Raw genomic sequence first — 18,883 nt, forward strand, 5'->3', positions numbered from 1 at the left:
CCTCAGGGGTCCGCCACCGACGCCACGCCACGCGGCGGACGGGCCACCCGTCGGGCGTGTGGGCGGCCAGGGTGGGGGCGCAGAGGCGGGAGGCGGGCGCGGTGGGCGTGCGCCGGGGTGTTGCCCGGGGGGCGGACGCGGAAGACTGGAGGGGTTGCCGAGAGGGAAGGCTGCTCACATGTCGGGGGCTGTACCGGAGTTGAGAGACCAGCACCGCGCGGAGGCCGAGCAGGTGCTGGCACGCGCCGTGGAGGAGGAGGTGCGGCGCAGCGGCGGCACCGTGGACGGCGGGGTGCTGCTCGCCCGGGGCCGGGCGTCGCTGACGGAGATCGCGGCGCGCGCGGGTGAGGAGTACGCGGCCTACACGCGGGCGCTGGACGCGGCCGGGCCGGGCCGGCTGGGCGAGCGGTTCACCGGGCGGGCACTCGGGCCGGTGGCGGGAGCCGTGGCGTTCGCCGCCGTAGCGGTGATGCTGTGGGACCGCGAGTACGGGTCCGGGCAGGCGATCGGCGCCGCGCTCGTCGTCGCCGCCGCCGGGGTGGCGGGCGCGCTGGCCCAGATCGTCGCGGCACACCTGTGGGACGCGCAGTCCGGTGCCGGGGCGCGCCACCAGCCCGGCGGAGTCGAGCAGTTGCGGCTGGCGTGGCTGACGGCGCTGGAGGTGCGCGGCGTCCGCCCGTATCTGGAGCAGCAGCGCATCGCCGCGCCGCGCACCGGGTCCCGGCGCGGCGAAGGCGCCGGGCGGCAGCCGCAGTTGCGCGGGCAGGACCGCAGCGCGGCCGCCCGGCGCCGCACGGTGCTGGCGCAGTCGTTCGCGCAGCTGCCCGCGCCCACCGAGCCGTTCGCGGGCCGCAAGGCGGACCTGGCGCGGATCGCGCAGTGGGTGCACCAGGCGCGGGCGAGCACGCAGACGCGGCCGACGGTCGTCGTACTGCACGGCGTGCCGGGGTCGGGCCGCACCGCGCTGGCGCTCCACGCGGCACACGAGCTGCGGGACCAGTTTCGCGGCGCGTGCCTGGTGGACCTGCGCGGCGACACCACCACCGGGACGCCGCTGGGCACCCGGGATGCCCTGCTGCACCTGCTGAACCGGCTGGGCGCGCCGCGCGAGCAGCTGTTGTTCCGCGGCTCGGGCTCGGGCCGGGAGCGTCCGGCGCAGGAGCAGCAGGTGCGGCGGCTGGCGGAGCTGTACCACCAGCACCTGGCCGGGGTGCCGGTCACCGTGGTGCTGGACGACGCCACGGACCCGGCGCAGGTGGCCGCCCTCGTCCCGGAGCGCTCGGACAGCCTGGTGATCGTCACCACCACCGAGCCGCTTCAGCTGCCGCCGGAGCTGACGGCGTGGGTGCACCACCTGGCACTAAACGGGCTGGAGGCGGCGGGCGCCGAGGAGTTGCTGCGCACGCTGGCCGCCGCGCCGGACGCCGAGGGCGCGCGGGCCGAGGTGCCCTACGACGCCGCCGCGTTCGAGGAGATCGCCGGGCTGTGCGGCGGGCTGCCGTTCGGGCTGCGGCTGGCGGGCTCGGCGCTCGCGGACGCGGGTGAGGCGGGGGCCGTCGCGCGGAAGCTGGCCGCCTACGGGCCGCCCGGCGCCGTCGATCCCGTGCAGCGGGCACTCACGCTGCGGTACGCCGACCAGTCCGAGGCCGGACGCCGGCTGCTGCGGCGGCTGGCGCTGGCCGGGCGGGCCAGTCTGGGCGCGGCGGCGGCCGGTGCGCTGCTGGGTACGGACGAACCCGCCGCCGCGCGCGAGCTCCAGGCGCTGGCGCGGGCCGGGCTGCTCCAGCAGGTGCGCGGGCAGCGGTACAAGCTGCACGGCCTGGTGCGGCGGTTCGCGCTCGCCCGGCTGCGGGAAGAGGAGGACGCGGCCGAGCGGGCCGCCGCCCAGGAGCGGCTGATCCGCAGCTACGCGGAGCTGGCCGACACGGTGATCCGGATGGTGGACGGCAACACCTCCACCCGTTCCACCGGCCACTTCGGCGGGCACGGCTTCACCTCGCTGGAATCGGCGCTGCGCTGGCTGGACGAGGAGTCCAGCTTCATCACCGCCGCCCTGCGCCACACCGACCCGGCCGTGGACCAGTCGGCGGTGCTGCACCTGCTGGGCGCGCTGTGCGACTACTGCCTGCTGCACGGCGACCTGTACCGGCTCGGCGAGCTGAGCGACCTGGCCGAGGCCGTCGATCAGGGCCTGCTCACCCGCTCGGTGCAGTGGCGCACCGGCATCGCGGCCCGGCAGCTGGGCGAGCTGGACCGTTCGCACAGCACGCTGTCGTCCGTCGTCAGCCTGTACCTGGAGGCCGATCACCAGGCCGGTGCCGCCCGCACCCTGCGCGAGCTGGGCATCACCCTGCACCACCAGGGCCAGCTGCCGCAGGCGGCGGACAAGCTGCGCGAAGCGCTCCAGCTCCAGTCGGGGGAGGCGCTGCGCGGGGACCGGGCCTGGACGCTGCACGCCCTGGCCGCCGTCGAACGTGACCGGGGCCGGGTCGGGGAGGCGCTGACGCTGCTGCGCGAGGCGCTGGAGGGGCACCGGTTCAGCGAGAGCGTGCACGGTCAGGCGTGGACGCACTTCCAGCTGGGCCAGACCCTGCTGCGCACCGGCGAGGTGGGCGCCGCCGAGAGCGAGCTGCACGCCGCGCTGGAGGGCTATCGGCGCAGCCAGGACGGACGCGGCGAGGCGTGGGCGCTCACCGAGCTGGCGCGGGCCCGGCTGTACGCGGGCGAGGCGTCCGAGGCGGTCGAGGAGCTGCACGGCGCGCTGGTGCGGCACCGCGAGAGCGAGGACCCGCGCGGCGCCGCGTGGACGCGGCACTACCTGGGGCTGGCGCTGGAGGAGACCGGCAACCGGGACGGCGCCGTGCAGGAGCTGGAGCGGGCCCGGGCCGGGTTCAGCCGCATGCGGGACGTCTACGGGCTGGCCTGTGCCCGGCACCACCTGGGCCGCGTCAGCCGCGACCAGCGGGCGGCGTCCTCCGGTTCGCTGCGCAACAGCGGATTCGCCCGGCAGCTGCTCCAGGACGCGCGCGGCGACTTCCAGCGCATCGGCGTCGCGCACGGTGAGGCGTGGTCCTGCCTGGAGCTGGCGGTGATCGACGCGGGTAACGGCAAGCTCGCGCAGGCGCTCGGTCTGGCGGACGCGGCACTGGAGCTGTTCGCGGCCGGGTACGGCGAACCGGGCGCGTCCCGGCCCGACCTGCGCGGCGGCGACTGGGCGCGGTTCCTGCGCTGCACGCTGCTGCCGCTGGCCTCGCCGGGCGGCTCCGTCGTCGGCACGGCGGTGGCCCAGGAGGAGCTGGCCGAGCTGCTGCGCGAGGACCACAGCCAGCGCGACCCGGCCCTCGCCGACAGCGCCGAGGCGTACGCGCTGATGCTGGAGCGCGGCGTCGAGGTGGCGGAGGGCTGGCGCATGTGGGACCTGGGCATGGTGCCCACCCGGCACTCCCGCGAGGTGATGGGCGTGCCGCTGGAGCCCGAAACCGCGCGGTGACACCGCCGGGCGGGCCGTGGCACACGCGGCCCGCCCGTCGCCGTCGGCCGCGCTACGCCTCCGGGCGCTGCGTGGTCTGGGCGGTCTGGGCGGTCTTCGCGGTGTCAGCCGCCTCCGGCTCCTTGAAGTCCACGCGGTTCATGTGCCGGTTGAGGGACTTCATCAGCATCCACACCGCGAGCCCCATCACGGCGAAGACGATGAACCCGAGGACGCCGGGCGTCACCTTGTTCTCGTCCAGCTCCTGCGCCAGGGTGATCAGCTCGGCGGAGTGCGGGGAGGTCAGCAGGGCCTGCGTAGCGCTCATGGGCTCAATTGTCCCGGATGCCCGCGAAGAGGTCGTCCTCGGGGAGGGTGGTGTCCACGAGTGACTTCGCCAGCTCGTACTCCTCCGTCGGCCAGACCTCGCGCTGGAGCTCCATCGGGACGCGGAACCAGCCGCCGTCCGGGTCGATCTGGGTGGCGTGGGCGATCAGCGCCTTGTCCCGGATCTCGAAGAACTCGCCACAGGGCACATAGGTGGTCAGGGTGCGATCGGGACGCTGGAAGTCCTCCCAGCGCTTGAGCCACTCCCCGTACGGGGACTCCAGGCCCCGCTTGAGCATCGCCTCGTGCAGCGCCAGGGTGCGCGGACGGTTGAAGCCCTGGTTGTAGTACAGCTTCAGCGGACGCCAGGCGGGACCGGCCTCCGGATAGCGCTCCGGGTCGGCGGCGGCGTCGAAGGCGACCATGCTGATCTTGTGCGTCATGATGTGGTCGGGGTGGGGGTAACCGCCGTTCTCGTCGTACGTGGTGATCACGTGCGGCCGGAACGTGCGGATCAGCCGGACCAGCGCACCGGCCGCGGCGTCCACGTCCTGCAACGCGAAGCAGCCCTCGGGCAGCGGCGGCAGCGGATCGCCCTCGGGCAAGCCGGAGTCCACGAAGCCGAGCCACGCCTGCTTGACACCGAGGATTTCGCGCGCCTCGTCCATCTCCTTGCGGCGCACCTCGTGGATGTTCGCCTCGATGAAGGCGTCTCCCTGGAGCTTGGGGTTGAGGATGGAGCCGCGCTCACCGCCGGTGCAGGTCGCCACCAGCACGTCCACCCCCTCGGACACGTACTTCGCCATGGTCGCGGCGCCCTTGCTCGACTCGTCGTCGGGGTGGGCGTGCACGGCCATCAGTCGCAGCTGCTCACTCAAGGCTCTTCGATCCTCGTTCACTGGTGACGGAACACGGCTCCTATACTGACGGACGCAGCCTGCCGAAAAATTCCCCTTCTCACCCGCCGGACGTGAACCATGGCCGAATCGCGCGGACTCCCTGCCGACCGGTACGGGCGCTCCGGCACCGACGAGGCCCGCAGCGACCACCGCCTGCGCGTCGTCGGCGCGGTCGCCGGGGCCTGCGCGCTCGCGGTGCTGGGCTGGTTCGGCTACTCCTACGTGACGACGGCGGGCACGGTGAGCGGCGAGGTGATCAAGTACGACCCGGTCTCGGAGACGGAGATCGAGGCGCACCTGGAGGTGCGCAAGGAGGCCGACGTCGCCGGGGTGTGCTCGCTGCGGGCGCTGGCACTCGACAAGGCGGAGGTCGGCCGCGCCGACTACACCTTCGAGGCGGGCGAACGCCGCGTGGACCGCGTCGTCACCCTGCGCACCACCCGCGAGGCGTACGCCACCGAACTCCTGGGCTGCAAACCGCTGACCGGCTGACGCCCCGCGCCTGGGCCGTCCGGCGGGGGACGACGGCGGGGAGGCACCCGCGCGGGGCGGGAGGCACCTGTGAGGGCGGGAAGACCCCCACACCCAGAGCGGAACCGTGCCCTGTACGACAGGCACCACCCCACCCCCCAGGGACCCGCTGTGAGCTTGCCGACACTCACCGCTACCCCATCTTCCGTTTTCCGGGGAAATTGTTAGGGTCGATGTTTCGCCCGTCCAGTGACGAACCATCCTCTGGGCAGGGCGTTGCTTATATCCCGAGTACCTGCAAGGAGCACCTGTGACCCAGACCAGCGACAACGTCACCTGGCTGACCCAGGAGGCGTACGACCAGCTCAAGGCCGAGCTGGAGCATCTGTCGGGTCCCGCACGCGCCGAGATCTCGAAGAAGATTGAGGAGGCCCGCGAAGAGGGTGACCTGCGGGAGAACGGCGGCTACCACGCGGCCAAGGAGGAGCAGGGCAAGCAGGAGCTGCGCATCCGGCAGCTGACCCAGCTGCTGGAGAACGCGCAGGTCGGCGAGGCCCCTGCGGACACCGGTGTGGTGGCCCCCGGCATGGTGGTGACGATCGCCTTCGACGGCGACCCGAACGACACCCTCACCTTCCTCCTCGCCTCCCGGGAGTACGCGAGCGCCGACGTCGAGACGTACTCGCCGCAATCACCGCTCGGCAGCGGCGTGAGCGGCAAGAAGATCGGCGAGACCGCCGAGTACGAGCTGCCCAACGGCAAGAAGGCCACCGTCAAGGTCCTCGAAGCCAAGCCCTACCAGGGCTGACCCCGCCCGCACGCCCCGCCCGAAGCCCCCAGCCACCCCGCCGGGGGCTTCCCGCGTGCAGACGCCGGAACACCCCTGCCGCGCCGCGTGCCCAACAGCGGAAGGCTCCCGCGCTTACCTGAGGGGACAAGCCTGTTCGGGCATCGAGCGATTCGGGGAGCACGTCACGACAGCGAGAGAGAGGAAGGAAGGACGTTCGAGGTAGAAGCCGTAGGACACATCACCTCCCTCCTCCAACCGCCCCTCGGCAGAGGTCACCATCGACGCCAGACGGGCCGTGTCCCGCTCTGCCTCCGCCGTGAACCGAGGCGCGTGCTCCGCCAGCCGCTCCCCAAGCCAGGCAGCCGCTTCCTTCGCCCCACCCCATGTGCCCCGAATCAGTGAGCGCGGCTTGATGAGCCAGTTCGCCGTTTCCAGTGGAGGCAGGTCAACGGTCGGGAACTCGGCCGAGACCTCCCGATACCGCTGGATCAGCTCCGGCCTGCTCCCGGCCGGGGGTGGCTCAGGGTACGGAGGCCGCCGTAGGGCCTCGTTGTCGAAGCGCTCTTTCGGTCCGGCCCACAGATAGCCGTGGTGGTGCACAAGGCGTTTCCGTTTCGAGAAGGGCCAGCCAGGCGCGAGCCGCGCCCAGAGACGGGAGATGAGCCCGCGCCCGGCTGGTGAAGGGGGTCAGACGTTCAGGCCGAAGCGCGCCGGGTCGATGCCGGCCGCGTCCAGCTCCTCCGTGGTGAATCGCAGCGGCTGCGCGTCCGGCCGCTTGCTGTCGCCCAGTGCCCAGGCATCGTCGCCGATCCGGGCCAGGGTCACGCACCCCTCGCTACACGGGCCGCCGCACGCCCTCACGAACGATGCCCCGCCGATGTCGAACCCGTACAGGTCGGTTCCGTTCAGCATCATTGCGCCTTCCTGCTCACTCATCACGGCCACGACTGACCGCCGCCGCCCGATCCCGGGCGGGAGTTCCTGGGAGGAGGAAAGAGATTTCGGCGTCGGGCACTTGGGCCGACCTCATGAAGCGTGTGCTTCTGCGCGGTGCTGGCGCGTCCGTACGCTGGCGTCGGCCAAGACGCTGCTATCGAACACGGAGCGGGCGTCCGCACGGGCTGCCCATGGGGACATGCAGACAGCACACCCCGGTCGGGTGGACGGCTCCCGCTACGGCTCCAGCAGGTACGACCCTGCTGAGGGCTGGCTCCGGGACCGAAAGTTCTCTCTCGCTCTCCATAACGCCATCCTCACCGGTCCTCGCAGACGTTTCTAGCCCGTTTCCTGTTCCCGCAAATAGTCGTCGCGTATTCCTTCGGCCAGGCTTCTCATGGCGTCACCGGACCAGGCCATCCGTTCGAAACGCTCGAATTTGTTGACGTAAATACCTACGTCCCTCGGGTCCGTCACGACAACCTCAGCGTGGACGGTCTCCACCGTCACCATCCGATCGTCGCGGATAACGAACGCGTGGTTCGCGATGTCCTCCTGCTGAATGCTCAGCGGAACAATGCGGATATCCACATGGGGCAGACGGGAAAAGGAAATGATGCGATCGATCTGCGCTGCCATCATCGGAGGCCGGACAAGGCGCCACCGCAAGATGGGCTCGGTGATGATGAACCGCAGCGACTTGGTGTTGTCGTAGAGGACCGCTTGGCGCTCCAGTCTGCCATTGATCGTCCGGAGGAGAGCGTCTTCACTCAGGTCATGCCGCTGGAGCACGGCACGGATGTACTCCGGGGTCTGGAGCAGTCCCGGGACCAGGGCTGGTTGGAACAGCCGGAGCGTGGACATCTGGGACTCCAGGGCCATGGCGGCTTGCTGGCCCTTATGGACTCCGACGCGCTTCAACAAGCGCCATGCCGTGGCCTCCGTCGCCGACGCCCTTGCAACCTCGGCATACTCCGCCTTTACCTCATCCGAGACGCCTATGGCGGTCAGGATGCGCTCTACATCTGCCGCGCTGGCCGCGAGCTTCGCATTTTCGATCTTGGACAGTTTGGACGGAGACATGAGGGCGCTGCGGGCCACCGCTTTGGCCTCCTTGCCGGAAGCTACCCGCAGCGCCCGCAGCGCGGCCCCAAGCTGTGCTCTGTTCACGCCCCGTGTGCGGCCCACCATTCCGAGAACGGTTCCGCGTAGGCGAGCGCCGCGTCACGGTACCCGACGAACTCCTCCGTTCGGTCCGGCGGCAACAGGGTTGAGCCGAGGAATTTCCCCGCATCGTCGTATCTCATTACGGCCACGGAGTCAGAATCGAAGAGCCAGAAGTCAGGAACATGCCGCAAGGGGTTCGGCCTGTCGGTGACGTCCAGAAGGTAAAACTCTTCACCCCCGGTCATGTTCTTGCGATACCCCCATCCGAGTTCGAACCTGAGGTAGTCCGTGAGTGGCCGACGCAGAATGTGAACTCGGTAGACTCGCTTCCCTTTGGCAGTGTGGGAGCGGAGTTCTTCAACCCAGCCCGCGTTGTAGTCGTCCGGCTGCGGCTCCCCGGCCAGGAACGCGTGGTAGGCATCGACATTCCCCGACTTGCTGTAGTCGTCGAGGGTTTCAAGCCGAAAAGCCTCGCCCTGGAAAGTGTCGAAGAGGTCGCCGAGGGTCCTAGATGAGGTTGTCACGGATGGCCTTCTGTAGCAGTTCTGTTGGAATCTCGACCAGGTTTTCGTGGGCGGGAATCTGAAGCCCGTGATGGTCCGGAGTCTCCCCCTGAACCAAGAGCGTGCCACGATCCGTCCGGTAGATCGTGGGGCAGTCCTTGAAGTCGCACGTGCTGACCAGTTTGGTGACCTTCATGTCCTGGGTCCTTCTCCCGTGCTGCCAGTACCCCGTGTCTGGGTTGATGGTCCCGAGGCCCGGGCGCGGAGGTCAAGCGATCACGGTTGACGGAACGGGAAACCGCCCGCCTCCCCGGACTGCCCTCTTCTCCGACCGGCACGGGAAACCGGTGCCTTGCGCCAAGTGATCGTGGCGAGCACCCATGTTGCGGGCAGGTCAGCGCTCGGCGCGGGGTTCCCCCGATGGGGACCTTCTGTGGCGAACCGGTTACAGCATGGGTCCGGTCCGGGTAGCGTTGAAACCTCGTCAGCTCTACTTCGCCGGGTGCGGAGGAGGCATATGTCCATGACCAACAACGGTTTCGGGGGCGGGCGTTACGGATGCCCTGTGGAAGAGGGGGATTTGCTACTGGAGCCCTACGCCGCAGAGTTGAAGCAGCGGCGGGAGGCCGCTGGCATGACCCAAGTGGAACTCGGCAGGGCGATCTGCAAGAGCCCGTCCCTGATCGCTCACTGGGAGTCGGGCCGACGCAAGCCCAGCCTGGAGGATGCCCGGCTGCTCGACCAGGTGCTGAACACCGGGGGAACCTTCGAGCGCTTCCTGGAGCGCAACCCGTACGCCGGGCACTTCGACCGCGCCGCCGAGGCCGAGCGGTCAGCGATCGGCGTGCAGGAGTACTCTCCCGCCTACGTCCCGGGCCTGCTGCAAACCGAGGCGTACGCCCGGGCGGTGTTCCTGGGCCGAGCACCCCTTCAAGAGGAAGAGAAGCTCGAAACAGACGTTCTCAATCGCCTGAGCAGTGCCAGCATCCTGACGACACGACAGGCCGAGGGCTGGTTCGTGATAAGCGAAGCGGTCCTTCGCCTCTCCGTTGGCGGCCCGCAGGTCATGGCTGAACAACTTGATCACATCTCAGCCATGACCCGGCAGCGCATGGCCCTAGTCCAGGTCGTCCCTTTCGCACACGGAGCCGAGGGGCTGCTCGGCGGCCTGGTCACCGTCATGCGTTTCGCGGACGCGCCGGACGTCGCTTACGCCGAGGGCGTCAGCACGGGCAACTACATGGACGATCCGACCTTGGTGCGACACGTACAAGACGCATACGATCTCGCCAGGGCAGCCGCGCTCACCCCGGCAGCCTCCATGGAGTTGATCCGGACGATCGCTGAGGAGCACCGAGGCCACTATGCACGCACACATCGACCTGAGCAGCGCGCCCTGGCGCAAGTCCAGCTACAGCGGGGAGAATGACAGCGCCTGCGTCGAGGTGGCTGACGGTTACGCAGACGTGATGCCCGTCCGCGACAGCAAGAATCCCTGTGGTCCCGCTGTCGTGTTCCCCCGTGTGGCGTGGGCTGCCTTCATCGACTCAGTGAGGTAATCCCCGGGCGCAGCGAACGTACCGACGAGGGAGTGCCCCCCGGCTGCTGCCGGGGGGCACTCCCTCGTCTGCGTCAGGTGATGTGGGAGGGCGGAGTCATCAACCCGCTGCCTTGCGGTACTTGCGGACCGCGAGGGTGCGGAACAGCACGATGATCACGAGCGACCACAGGACGGACGCGAGAACCGGGTTCTGCATCGGCCAGGCGTCGGGTGCCTGGTAGCCGGGGGGCAGGTTGCCGAAAAGCTCCCGGGCCGCCAGCACCGTGGCGCTGAACGGGTTCCACTCGGCCACGGGCTGGAGCCAGCCAGGCATGTTCTCGGACGGGACGAAGGCGATCGAGATGAACGTCAGTGGGAACAGCCAGATCAGGCCGCCCGAGGTCGCTGCCTCGGGCGTGCGGACCGTCAGACCGATCAGGGCGCCGATCCAGGTGAAGGCGTAGCCGAGGAGCAGCAGCAGACCGAAGGCGCCCAGAGCCTTGAGTATGCCCTCCTCGATGCGCCAGCCGACCAGCAGCGCGACGATGGCCAGGACGACGAGGGTGAGGGCAGTCTGTACGGCGTCGGCCAGCGTGCGCCCGGTCAATACCGCGCCGCGCGTCATGGGCAGCGAGCGGAAGCGGTCGATGAGGCCCTTGTGCATGTCCTCGGCGATGCCCGCGCCCGCGCCAGCGGTCGCGAAGGTGACCGTCTGCGCGAAGATGCCCGCCATGAGGAAGTTGCGGTAGGCGTCCGGGTCCAGACCGGCTCCGGGGATGTTGATCGAGCCACCGAAAACGTAGCTGAACAGGACGACGAACATCACCGGCTGGATCAGTCCGAAGATGACCATCTCGGGGATGCGCATCATCCGGATGAGGTTGCGCCGGGCGATGACCAGCGAGTCCACCACGGACTGCCGGATGCCGCCGCTGCCCCGGGGGGCCTCGGCCTGCCGGGGGGCGCCGGGCGCGTCGGCCACGGTACTCACTGTGCTGCCTCCGGGGAGTTGTCGGTGTCGGTGGCCTCGCTGGACTCGCCATTGGTGGTGTCGCTCAGCACGGCGGCGTGGCCGGTGAGGGAGATGAACACGTCGTCCAGCGTGGGACGGCGCAGGCCGATGTCGTCGATCTCGATGCCCGCCGTGTCCAGTTCGCGGATGACCTCGGCCAGCAGCTTCGCGCCGCCGGAGACGGGCACCGTCAGGCGGCGGGTGTGCTGGTCGAGGGCGACTTCGGCCTCCCCCTGGGCCTGTCCCGCGAGGACGCGCCGGGCGTCCTCGATCCGCCCCCGCTCGTGCACCACGACCTCGATGCGCTCACCGCCGGTGCGCTGCTTGAGCTGGTCGGAGGTGCCACGGGCGATGACCTTGCCGTGGTCCACCACGGCGATGGTGTCGGCGAGGCGGTCGGCCTCCTCCAGGTACTGCGTGGTCAGCAGCAGCGTGGTGCCGCCGGCGACGAGTTCCTGGATGACGTCCCACAGCGCCTGCCGGTTGCGCGGGTCCAGCCCGGTGGTGGGCTCGTCCATGAACATCACCGGCGGGCTGACGACGAGGGCCGCGGCGAGGTCGAGGCGGCGGCGCATGCCGCCGGAGTAGGTCTTGGCGGTGCGGTCGGCGGCGTCGGCGAGGTTGAAGCGCTCCAGCAGCTCCCCCGCCCGTTTCTTCGCGTCCCGGCCGGACATCTGGTACAGCTGTCCGACCATCTGCAGGTTCTCCCGGCCGGTCAGGTACTCGTCAACGGCCGCGAACTGGCCGGACAGGCCGATGGAACGGCGGACCTCGGTGGGCTGTTTGAGCACGTCGAGGCCGGCGACGACCGCCTTGCCGCTGTCGGGCCGCAGCAAGGTGGTCAGCACCCGCACCGTGGTCGTCTTGCCCGCGCCGTTGGGGCCGAGCAGCCCGAGCACGGTGCCTTCGGGGACGTCGAGATCGACACCGTCCAGTGCCTTGACGTCGCCGAAGGTCTTCACCAGACCTTCGGCGTGAATGGCGCCTGGCATGTTCTGTTCTCTCCCAATCCGGGGTCGTTCGAAATGCTTCTGACTGTTTCTGGCAGTTCTGGCAGTTCAGGGAGGGCTGCCTGCCTGGTTCTCCACGCTCTTGGGTGCGCGGCATGCCGGGGGCGCCAGCTCGCGCTGACTTCGAGGCGCACGCCTCTCACTCTAGCGCAACGCGATGTATCGCGTCACTGTCGCGACTGCTCTCGTTCGGGCGAACCTGGCGGGGCGACGGCGTTTGGCTAGGGGCGGACCGTGTATCCGGCCTGGCGCAGTGCCGCCGTCACCTCGGCACAGTGTTCGGGGCCCTGGGTCTCCAGGTGCAGCTCCACCTCCACCTCGTCGAGCCCGAGCCGCGGATCGGTACGGACATGACTCACGTCGAGGACGTTAGCGTCGGCCACTGACAACTCTGCCAGGAGCGCGGCCAGCGCGCCTGGGCGGTCGGACAGCCGCAGCCGCAGCGACAGATACCGCCCCGCCGCCGCCATGCCGTGCCGCAGCGTGCGCTGCATGACCAGCGGGTCCACGTTCCCGCCTGACAGCACCGCCACCACTGGCCCCTCGATCGTCTCCGGCTCACTCAACAGCGCCGCCACCGAGCTGGCACCGGCCGGTTCCACGACGAGTTTGGCCCGCTCCAGGCACAGCAGCAGCGCGCTGGAGAGCGCGTCCTCGGAAACCGTACGGATGTCGTCCACCAGATCGCCAACGATTTTGAACGGCACGTCGCCCGGCCGCCCCACCTTGATCCCGTCGGCCATCGTGGACGCCTCCGCGAGCGCCACCGGCTGCCCGGCCGCCAGCGACGGCGGGTAGGCGGCCGCGCCCTCGGCCTGCACCCCCACGATCCGCACGTCCGGACGCAGCGCCTTCACCGCGAGCGCGATGCCCGCGACCAGCCCGCCGCCGCCCACGCCGACGACGATCGTGCGCACCTCCGGGCACTGCTCCAGAATCTCCAGCCCCACCGTGCCCTGCCCGGCGACGATGTCGGGGTGGTCGAACGGGTGGATGAAGACCGCGCCCGTCTCCTCGGCGTACGCGGTGGCGGCCTCCAGCGCCTCGTCCACCACCTGCCCGTGCAGCCGCACCTCGGCGCCGTAACTCCGGGTGGCCGCCAGCTTCGGCAGGGGCGCACCCACCGGCATGAACACCGTGGAGCGCACCCCCAGCAGTGACGCCGCCAGCGCGACGCCCTGCGCGTGGTTGCCCGCGCTCGCCGCGACGACGCCGCTGGCCCGCCGCCCCGGGGGCAGCGCCGCGATCCGCGTGTAGGCGCCGCGGATCTTGAATGACCCGGTGCGCTGGAGGTTCTCGCACTTCAGATGGACCGGGGCGCCGAGCAGCTCGCTCAGGTGGCGGCTGCCCTCCATCGCCGTGACGCGGGCGATCCCGGCGAGCACCTTGTGGGCGGTCCGGACGTCCTCGACGGTGAGTTCATGTGCGGTGTCAACCATGCCCGCCAGTCTCGCAGCGCCCGCCCACGGCCCTCGACCGGTGCGGGCACCCGTGCGCGGTGCCCCCCGGTGGACGGCTCCCCGGCCGCTGGCGCCTCCACTGCTTCAACTGCCTGTACCAGGTCGTTACCGCAGCAGCGGTACGGGACGGGCTCAACGCGCGTACCCTGTGGCGCACCCCCACCTCGCACCACGCCGTTAGCCCGTACGTCCACAGAAGCGAGCACCCCGGCCATGCCCACGCACCCGGACCTGACGACCGACTCCGTTCCCCCCTCCCGCCCCGCTCCCGGCGCCCCCGCCTCCCCGGACCGGAACTCCGGCCCGCCGACCGCCGAACGGTCCGAGGGCGAAGGTGTGTTCGAGGCCATGCAGCACCAGGTCGCCCTCTTCGCCCGCCGCGCCGAGCAGACCCGGCTCGGCGGCGTCGGGCAGGGCCGCAACTCCATGGACCGCGCCGCCTACCTGCTGCTCAACCGCCTCGACCAGAAAGGTCCCATGGGCGTCAAGGCCCTGGCCGAGGGCATGGGCATCGACTCCTCGACCGTCACCCGGCAGGTCGCGCCACTGGTCGAGTCAGGCCTGGTCGAGCGGGCCTCGCACCCCGAGGACGGCCGCGCCGTCGTGCTGGCGCTGTCCGCGCGCGGCGCCTCCCGGCTCGCGCAGGTGCGGGCCTCCCGGCGGGCGCTGATGGCGCTGCTCACCCAGGAGTGGGACGACGAGGAACGCACCGTCTTCTGCACGCTGCTGACCCGCTTCAACGAAGCCCTCTCCGCAGTGCACTCCCCGGCTCACGGCTCCTGACCGACCGCCCCGGCGCACGCGGTTTCGTGACCGCGCCGCACGCCCCTTGACCCGGGCACCGGCGCGCCGTCCCATGGGCGTGTGAGAGAGCCACGGGCTGTGCTGGACCGCCGCCGCGCCCGGGAGTTCGAGGCGTTCACCGCCGGTGCGGCGGGACGGCTGCTGCATGCCGCCACGCTGCTCACCACCGAACCGCGCGATGCCTGCCCGGCCGCCGAACGCCTGCTCACCCGCGCGCTCGCCCGCACCTACGCCGCCTGGGACGGTCCGCGCGGCGAGGACCCCTACGACCGCGCGCGCACCGAACTGGCCCGGCTCTTCGCCCACTCCGCCTGGCGCTACCGGCGTCCGCGCGGCGGCGTGCTCGGGCCGCTCACCCCACGCGAACGGCTCGTGCTGGTGCTGCGGCTGGGGGAGGACGTCGCCGAGGAGCAGGCGGCGGCCGGGCTCGGGCTGCCCGAGGACCGGGTGCGCGCCATCCTCGCCCGCGCCGTCTCCCGCATGCGGCACGCCCCCACGGACTCCGGCCCCGCGTCCAGCGGCACCGCCCGGCTGCGGGTGGCGGCCCGGTGAGCGCCCGTGGCGGCTCCGGCCCGGGCGGCTCGGACGGCTCCGGGCCGGGCGGCTCCGGCCGGGCCAGCGCCAGTCCGCGCAGGCCCGGCCCGCGCGGCTCCGGGCCGGTTCTGCGCGGCTCCGGACCCGGTGGGTCCGGGGCTGACCGCGCCCCGGCCCGCTACTCCTCCGCCGGGCCGCCGGACCCCAAGCTGGAACCCGTGCGGCGGCTGATGGACTCCCCGCATCCCGTCGTCCCGCCCGGCCTCACCGCCCGGGCCGCCGCGCGCGGTGGCCGCCTGCTGCGCCGCCGCCGCGCCGCCCGGGCGCTGGGCTGGGCGGTGCTGGCGTGCGCCGCCGTCGCGTTCGCGGTGTGGGCGGCCGTCGTCCAGCCGTGGCAGCCGGTGGACCGGATCGTGCCGCCGGGCCGGGGCTGGTAGCGCACGGCCGCCCACCGCCCGCGCGGTTACCGGTAGCGAACAGCCGTCGCCCGTGCGGTTACTTCAGCGCCTGGGTGAGGTCGTCGAGCAGGTCGGTGGCGGACTCGATGCCCACCGACAGCCGCACCAGATCACCGGGCACCTCCAGCAGCGAGCCCGCCGCCGAGGCGTGCGTCATCCGGCCCGGGTGCTCGATCAGCGACTCCACCCCGCCCAGCGACTCCCCCAGCGTGAACACCTTGGTGCGGTCGCACAGCGCGACGGCCTCCTCCTCACCGCCGGTCACCCGGAAGGAGACCATGCCGCCGAACGACCGCATCTGCTTGGCCGCCACCTCGTGCCCAGGGTGGGTGGGCAGCCCCGGGTAGAGCACCTGGCTCACCTTCGGGTGCGCCCGCAGCATCTCCGCGACGCGGGCGGCGTTCGCGCTGTGCCGGTCCATGCGCACGGCCAGCGTCTTCACGCCGCGCATGACGAGCCAGGCGTCGAACGGACCGGCGATGGCGCCCATGGCGTTCTGGTGGAACGCCAGCTCCTCCCCCAGCGCCGCGTCCGAGGTGACCAGCGCGCCGCCCACGACGTCGGAGTGGCCGCCCATGTACTTCGTCGTCGAGTGCACGACGACGTCGGCGCCGAGCGCGAGCGGCTGCTGGAGGTAGGGGCTGGCGAAGGTGTTGTCCACCACGAGCCGCGCGCCCGCGCCCCGCGCGATGGCAGCGACCTGCGCGATGTCGGTGATGCCCAGCAGCGGGTTGCTCGGCGTCTCCACCCACACCAGCTTGGTGCGGTCGGTGAGGGCGGCGCGCACGGCGGCCGGGTCGGAGGTGTCGGCCACCGACCACCGCACGTCCCAGCGCTCGGCGACCTTCGCGAACAGGCGGAACGTGCCCCCGTACGCGTCGTTGGGGATCACCACGTGGTCGCCGGGGGTGAGCGTGGTACGCAGCAGGCAGTCCTCGGCCGCCAGCCCCGAGGCGAACGCGAGCCCCCGGCTGCCGCCCTCCAGCGCGGCCAGGTTCTCCTCCAGCGCGGTGCGCGTCGGGTTCGCGCTGCGGCTGTACTCGTAGCCGCCGCGCAGCCCGCCCACACCGTCCTGCTTGTAGGTGGACACCTGGTAGATCGGCGGCACGACCGCGCCCGTGGCGGCGTCCGGCTCCTGCCCGGCGTGAATGGCGAGCGTCTCGAAATGCTGGTGCGTCATGACGCCGACCTTACGCGCCCCCGTCCCCCCAGCCCGAACGTTCGGCCCCACGGTGACCACCCCGCTGCGGCGCGGGGTATCACCGGTGCGGACGTGGCCAGGGCCTGGGCTCCGGCCACTCCAGCCGCTCGTCCCCACCGTGCGGACGTGGCGGCACCGTGCGGACTGGTGGCGGGCCGTCCCCGGCGGCGGCGAGGCGAGGCCGGACGTGGACGCCAGCACCGGGGCCAGGGGCTGGGGCCGCCGGATTCGGGCCGGGCGGGGCAGACCACACGTACCGCCGCGGGCCCGGCGGGCCGTACCGTGGGGGTATGGAGCTCCTGCTGTCCCTGCTGCTGATCGCCGGTGTCGTCGGCTTCTTCCTCGTGCCCGCCCTGCGCCGCCGCCGCGCCGTCCGGGACGCGCGACAGGGCATGGTCCGCGCCGGTGACCCGGGGGCGTACGGTTTCGTGCCCACCGAGCAGCTGGACGTGCGCCTGCCAGGGCCGGACGAGGAGTTGGTGGACGCGCTCGACGAGGCGCAGCGCACGCAGGACTGGGAGCCCGTCGCCCGCCTGCTCGCGCTCACTGGGGACGACTGGGAGCTGCGCTGGCAGCGCGTGCAGTCGCTGGCCGGTGCGGCGGCGCTGGAACTGGCCCAGGCCCGCCGGGGTGCGGACACGCAGGCGCCGTCCCCCAGCGCCCCGGGCCTCTCCTTCAGCAAGGACGCCCCCACCGAGGCACGTCAGCAGGACGCCCGCTGGCTGCGCGACTGGCGCTCGCAGCGCCCGCAGGACCCCGGGGCCGCGCAGGTCTACGCCCAGTTCCTGGTGTGGCAGGCGCTCGCCGACCCGGCGTCGGCGGACCACCGGATCATCCTGGAGGAGGCCCGCAACGTCGCCCACGAGGCCACCGCGCTGCCCGGCGCCGACGCGGACCCGACGCCGTACGTCACCGAGTTGTTCATCGCCCGCTCGCTGAGCTACCGCCGCGCGGACTTCGAGGCGCTGTGGCAGCAGGTGACACGCCGCGCACCGCACCACATGGGCGCGCACCTGGCGGCACTGCCGTACTGGTCGCAGAAGTGGCACGGCTCGCGGGAGGACGCGTACGCCTTCGCCGAGGGTGCCGCCGCCCGCGCGCCGGAGGGCAGCCTGCTCCCGGCGCTGCCGCTGTTCGCCGTCTACGCTCACCTGCCGGACGCCAACCTGGTGCGCGGCATGTACCAGAGCAAGGTGGTCGAGGACGCGATCGAGGCCGCCGAGTTCGCCGTCAACCACGCCGACCAGGACCACCCGGTGCGCCCGCACGTGCTGCACCTGCTGCTGTGCCTGCTGGTGCGCGCCGAGCGGTACGAGGAGGCGATGGAGGCGCTGCGGGTCGTGGACGGCTACATCGGCGCCGTGCCGTGGGTGGAGTCGCCCGACCCGGCGGCCCAGTACGCCGCCTACCGCGCGCTCGCCGTCGCCGGGTTCGACAGCCACGGCGGCGACCACGCCACCACGCCGCCCCCCACGCACTGACGCCACCCCGCTCGACGTCCCCTGGGAGCCCCGCAATGTTCACCCACCGCAGGACCCACCTCCCCGCCCCGGAGCAGGCGCTTCCCGGCCGCGCGGAGCCGCCGTTCACCCTCACCGAGCCGCACACCGTCCTGGGCACCCCGCTGCTGGGCCCGTACCCCGAGCACCTGGAGATCGCCGACGTCGGCCTGGGCTGCTTCTGGGGCGCCGAGCGCGTCTTCTGGGAGCTGGACGGGGTGTGGACGACGCTCGTCGGCTACCAGGGCGGCCACACCACCCACCCCACCTACGAGGAGGTGTGCTCCGGTCTGACGGCGCACACCGAGGCCGTCCGCGTCGTCTTCGACCCGCGTGCGGTGAGCTACGGGCGGCTGCTGAAGGTGTTCTGGGAGGCGCACGACCCGACGCAGGGCTTCCGCCAGGGCAACGACGTCGGCACGCAGTACCGTTCGGCGATCTACACCCACTCCCCGGCCCAGCACAAGGAGGCCGAGGCGTCCCGCGACACCTACCAACACCTGCTGGCCGCCTCCGGCTACGGCGACATCACCACCGAGATCCTGCCCGCCGACGAGCGCCCCTTCTACCCCGCCGAGCCCTACCACCAGCAGTACCTGCACAAGAACCCCACCGGCTACTGCGGCATCGGCGGCACCGGCATCTCCTGCCCGGCCGGCGTCCTTCCCCCGGACAGCCCCGGCTCGTGACCCGGGCCGCCGCCCCCCGTCAACCCCGGTGCCGCCCCGAGCTGGCGCGGCGTACCCGAAACCGTGGGTACCGTCCCTCCTGCATGCAGGCGCGCCGCGCCTGCCCGGCAGTGT

At 71.7% G+C, this 18,883-nt stretch carries 21 protein-coding genes; 10 read left to right on the forward strand and 11 right to left on the reverse strand.

The features are described from left to right. The first annotated feature begins 178 nt into the window (after positions 1–178). Positions 179–3,490 (forward strand): tetratricopeptide repeat protein, encoded by a 3,312-nt coding sequence (locus JJV70_RS07150; protein WP_219046886.1) that lies wholly within the window; start codon positions 179–181, stop codon positions 3,488–3,490. Positions 3,491–3,542: 52 nt separating this feature from the next. Here the strand turns inward: JJV70_RS07150 and JJV70_RS07155 are convergent, their stop codons facing one another. Next, entirely contained in the window at positions 3,543–3,797 is a 255-nt protein-coding gene (locus JJV70_RS07155; protein ID WP_219046887.1) for a hypothetical protein, read from the reverse strand. 4 nt (positions 3,798–3,801) lie between these two features. After that, positions 3,802–4,674, reverse strand: coding sequence for a mycothiol conjugate amidase Mca (gene mca / locus JJV70_RS07160; RefSeq protein ID WP_219046888.1), 873 nt, complete (start codon positions 4,672–4,674; stop codon positions 3,802–3,804). A 99-nt stretch (positions 4,675–4,773) separates the two neighbouring features. Between mca and JJV70_RS07165 the strand changes: the two genes are divergently transcribed. After that, positions 4,774–5,187: a DUF4307 domain-containing protein gene (locus tag JJV70_RS07165; RefSeq protein ID WP_219046889.1), complete on the forward strand. Its 414-nt coding sequence runs from the start codon at positions 4,774–4,776 to the stop codon at positions 5,185–5,187. 289 nt (positions 5,188–5,476) lie between these two features. Next, on the forward strand, positions 5,477–5,974 hold the full coding sequence (gene greA, locus JJV70_RS07170) for a transcription elongation factor GreA (protein ID WP_219046890.1): 498 nt from the start codon (positions 5,477–5,479) through the stop codon (positions 5,972–5,974). A 114-nt stretch (positions 5,975–6,088) separates the two neighbouring features. Here the strand turns inward: greA and JJV70_RS22530 are convergent, their stop codons facing one another. The 5 genes from JJV70_RS22530 to JJV70_RS07190 all read right to left on the reverse strand — a co-directional run bounded on the left by JJV70_RS22530 (position 6,089) and on the right by JJV70_RS07190 (position 8,758). Then, positions 6,089–6,556, reverse strand: coding sequence for a hypothetical protein (locus JJV70_RS22530; RefSeq protein ID WP_308294719.1), 468 nt, complete (start codon positions 6,554–6,556; stop codon positions 6,089–6,091). Positions 6,557–6,643: 87 nt separating this feature from the next. Beyond that, positions 6,644–6,868, reverse strand: a complete 225-nt coding sequence (locus tag JJV70_RS07175; RefSeq protein WP_219046963.1) for a DUF397 domain-containing protein — start codon at positions 6,866–6,868, stop codon at positions 6,644–6,646. Between the two features lie 363 nt (positions 6,869–7,231). Next, a complete protein-coding gene (locus JJV70_RS07180; RefSeq protein ID WP_308294720.1) occupies positions 7,232–8,062 on the reverse strand; it encodes a helix-turn-helix transcriptional regulator in 831 nt (276 codons plus the stop codon). After that, positions 8,059–8,583 (reverse strand): DUF6879 family protein, encoded by a 525-nt coding sequence (locus JJV70_RS07185; RefSeq protein ID WP_219046892.1) that lies wholly within the window; start codon positions 8,581–8,583, stop codon positions 8,059–8,061. Before JJV70_RS07185 ends, JJV70_RS07180 begins: the two co-directional genes overlap by 4 nt. Next, positions 8,567–8,758: a hypothetical protein gene (locus JJV70_RS07190; RefSeq protein ID WP_219046893.1), complete on the reverse strand. Its 192-nt coding sequence runs from the start codon at positions 8,756–8,758 to the stop codon at positions 8,567–8,569. The genes JJV70_RS07185 and JJV70_RS07190 overlap by 17 nt, the downstream gene beginning before the upstream one ends. A gap of 327 nt (positions 8,759–9,085) precedes the next feature. On the opposite strand from JJV70_RS07190, the gene JJV70_RS07195 reads away from it, so the two are divergent. After that, entirely contained in the window at positions 9,086–9,991 is a 906-nt protein-coding gene (locus JJV70_RS07195) for a helix-turn-helix transcriptional regulator (protein ID WP_219046894.1), read from the forward strand. Continuing rightward, positions 9,927–10,121 carry a DUF397 domain-containing protein gene (locus JJV70_RS07200; protein ID WP_219046895.1) on the forward strand — a complete coding sequence of 65 codons (195 nt, stop codon included), beginning with the start codon at positions 9,927–9,929 and terminating at the stop codon, positions 10,119–10,121. Before JJV70_RS07195 ends, JJV70_RS07200 begins: the two co-directional genes overlap by 65 nt. Before the next feature lie 99 nt (positions 10,122–10,220). On the opposite strand, the gene JJV70_RS07205 is transcribed toward JJV70_RS07200, so the two are convergent. The 3 genes from JJV70_RS07205 to ilvA all read right to left on the reverse strand — a co-directional run bounded on the left by JJV70_RS07205 (position 10,221) and on the right by ilvA (position 13,563). Beyond that, positions 10,221–11,093: an ABC transporter permease gene (locus JJV70_RS07205; protein ID WP_219046896.1), complete on the reverse strand. Its 873-nt coding sequence runs from the start codon at positions 11,091–11,093 to the stop codon at positions 10,221–10,223. After that, positions 11,090–12,106, reverse strand: coding sequence for an ATP-binding cassette domain-containing protein (locus JJV70_RS07210; RefSeq protein WP_219046897.1), 1,017 nt, complete (start codon positions 12,104–12,106; stop codon positions 11,090–11,092). The genes JJV70_RS07205 and JJV70_RS07210 overlap by 4 nt, the downstream gene beginning before the upstream one ends. A gap of 239 nt (positions 12,107–12,345) precedes the next feature. Then, complete coding sequence (gene ilvA / locus JJV70_RS07215; RefSeq protein ID WP_219046898.1) at positions 12,346–13,563, reverse strand: threonine ammonia-lyase; 1,218 nt, start codon at positions 13,561–13,563, stop codon at positions 12,346–12,348. Positions 13,564–13,797: 234 nt separating this feature from the next. Here ilvA and JJV70_RS07220 point away from each other — a divergent pair, with 234 nt between their 5' ends. The 3 genes from JJV70_RS07220 (at position 13,798) to JJV70_RS23155 (ending at position 15,359) form a co-directional block, all read left to right on the forward strand. Continuing rightward, positions 13,798–14,367, forward strand: coding sequence for a MarR family winged helix-turn-helix transcriptional regulator (locus tag JJV70_RS07220; protein ID WP_219046899.1), 570 nt, complete (start codon positions 13,798–13,800; stop codon positions 14,365–14,367). Positions 14,368–14,448: 81 nt separating this feature from the next. Further along, complete coding sequence (locus JJV70_RS07225) at positions 14,449–14,940, forward strand: sigma factor-like helix-turn-helix DNA-binding protein (RefSeq protein ID WP_219046900.1); 492 nt, start codon at positions 14,449–14,451, stop codon at positions 14,938–14,940. Continuing rightward, positions 14,937–15,359, forward strand: a complete 423-nt coding sequence (locus JJV70_RS23155) for a hypothetical protein (RefSeq protein WP_306823420.1) — start codon at positions 14,937–14,939, stop codon at positions 15,357–15,359. The genes JJV70_RS07225 and JJV70_RS23155 overlap by 4 nt, the downstream gene beginning before the upstream one ends. Before the next feature lie 58 nt (positions 15,360–15,417). On the opposite strand, the gene JJV70_RS07235 is transcribed toward JJV70_RS23155, so the two are convergent. Next, on the reverse strand, positions 15,418–16,560 hold the full coding sequence (locus tag JJV70_RS07235) for a cystathionine gamma-synthase (RefSeq protein WP_219046901.1): 1,143 nt from the start codon (positions 16,558–16,560) through the stop codon (positions 15,418–15,420). A gap of 311 nt (positions 16,561–16,871) precedes the next feature. Here JJV70_RS07235 and JJV70_RS07240 point away from each other — a divergent pair, with 311 nt between their 5' ends. After that, positions 16,872–18,062 carry a hypothetical protein gene (locus JJV70_RS07240; RefSeq protein WP_219046902.1) on the forward strand — a complete coding sequence of 397 codons (1,191 nt, stop codon included), beginning with the start codon at positions 16,872–16,874 and terminating at the stop codon, positions 18,060–18,062. 35 nt (positions 18,063–18,097) lie between these two features. Then, positions 18,098–18,769, forward strand: coding sequence for a peptide-methionine (S)-S-oxide reductase MsrA (msrA, locus tag JJV70_RS07245; RefSeq protein ID WP_219046903.1), 672 nt, complete (start codon positions 18,098–18,100; stop codon positions 18,767–18,769). The last annotated feature ends 114 nt before the right edge of the window (positions 18,770–18,883 follow it).

The sequence above is a fragment of the Streptomyces sp. JJ66 genome, assembly GCF_019303495.1.
In the GTDB taxonomy this organism is placed as follows: Bacteria; Actinomycetota; Actinomycetes; order Streptomycetales; family Streptomycetaceae; genus Streptomyces.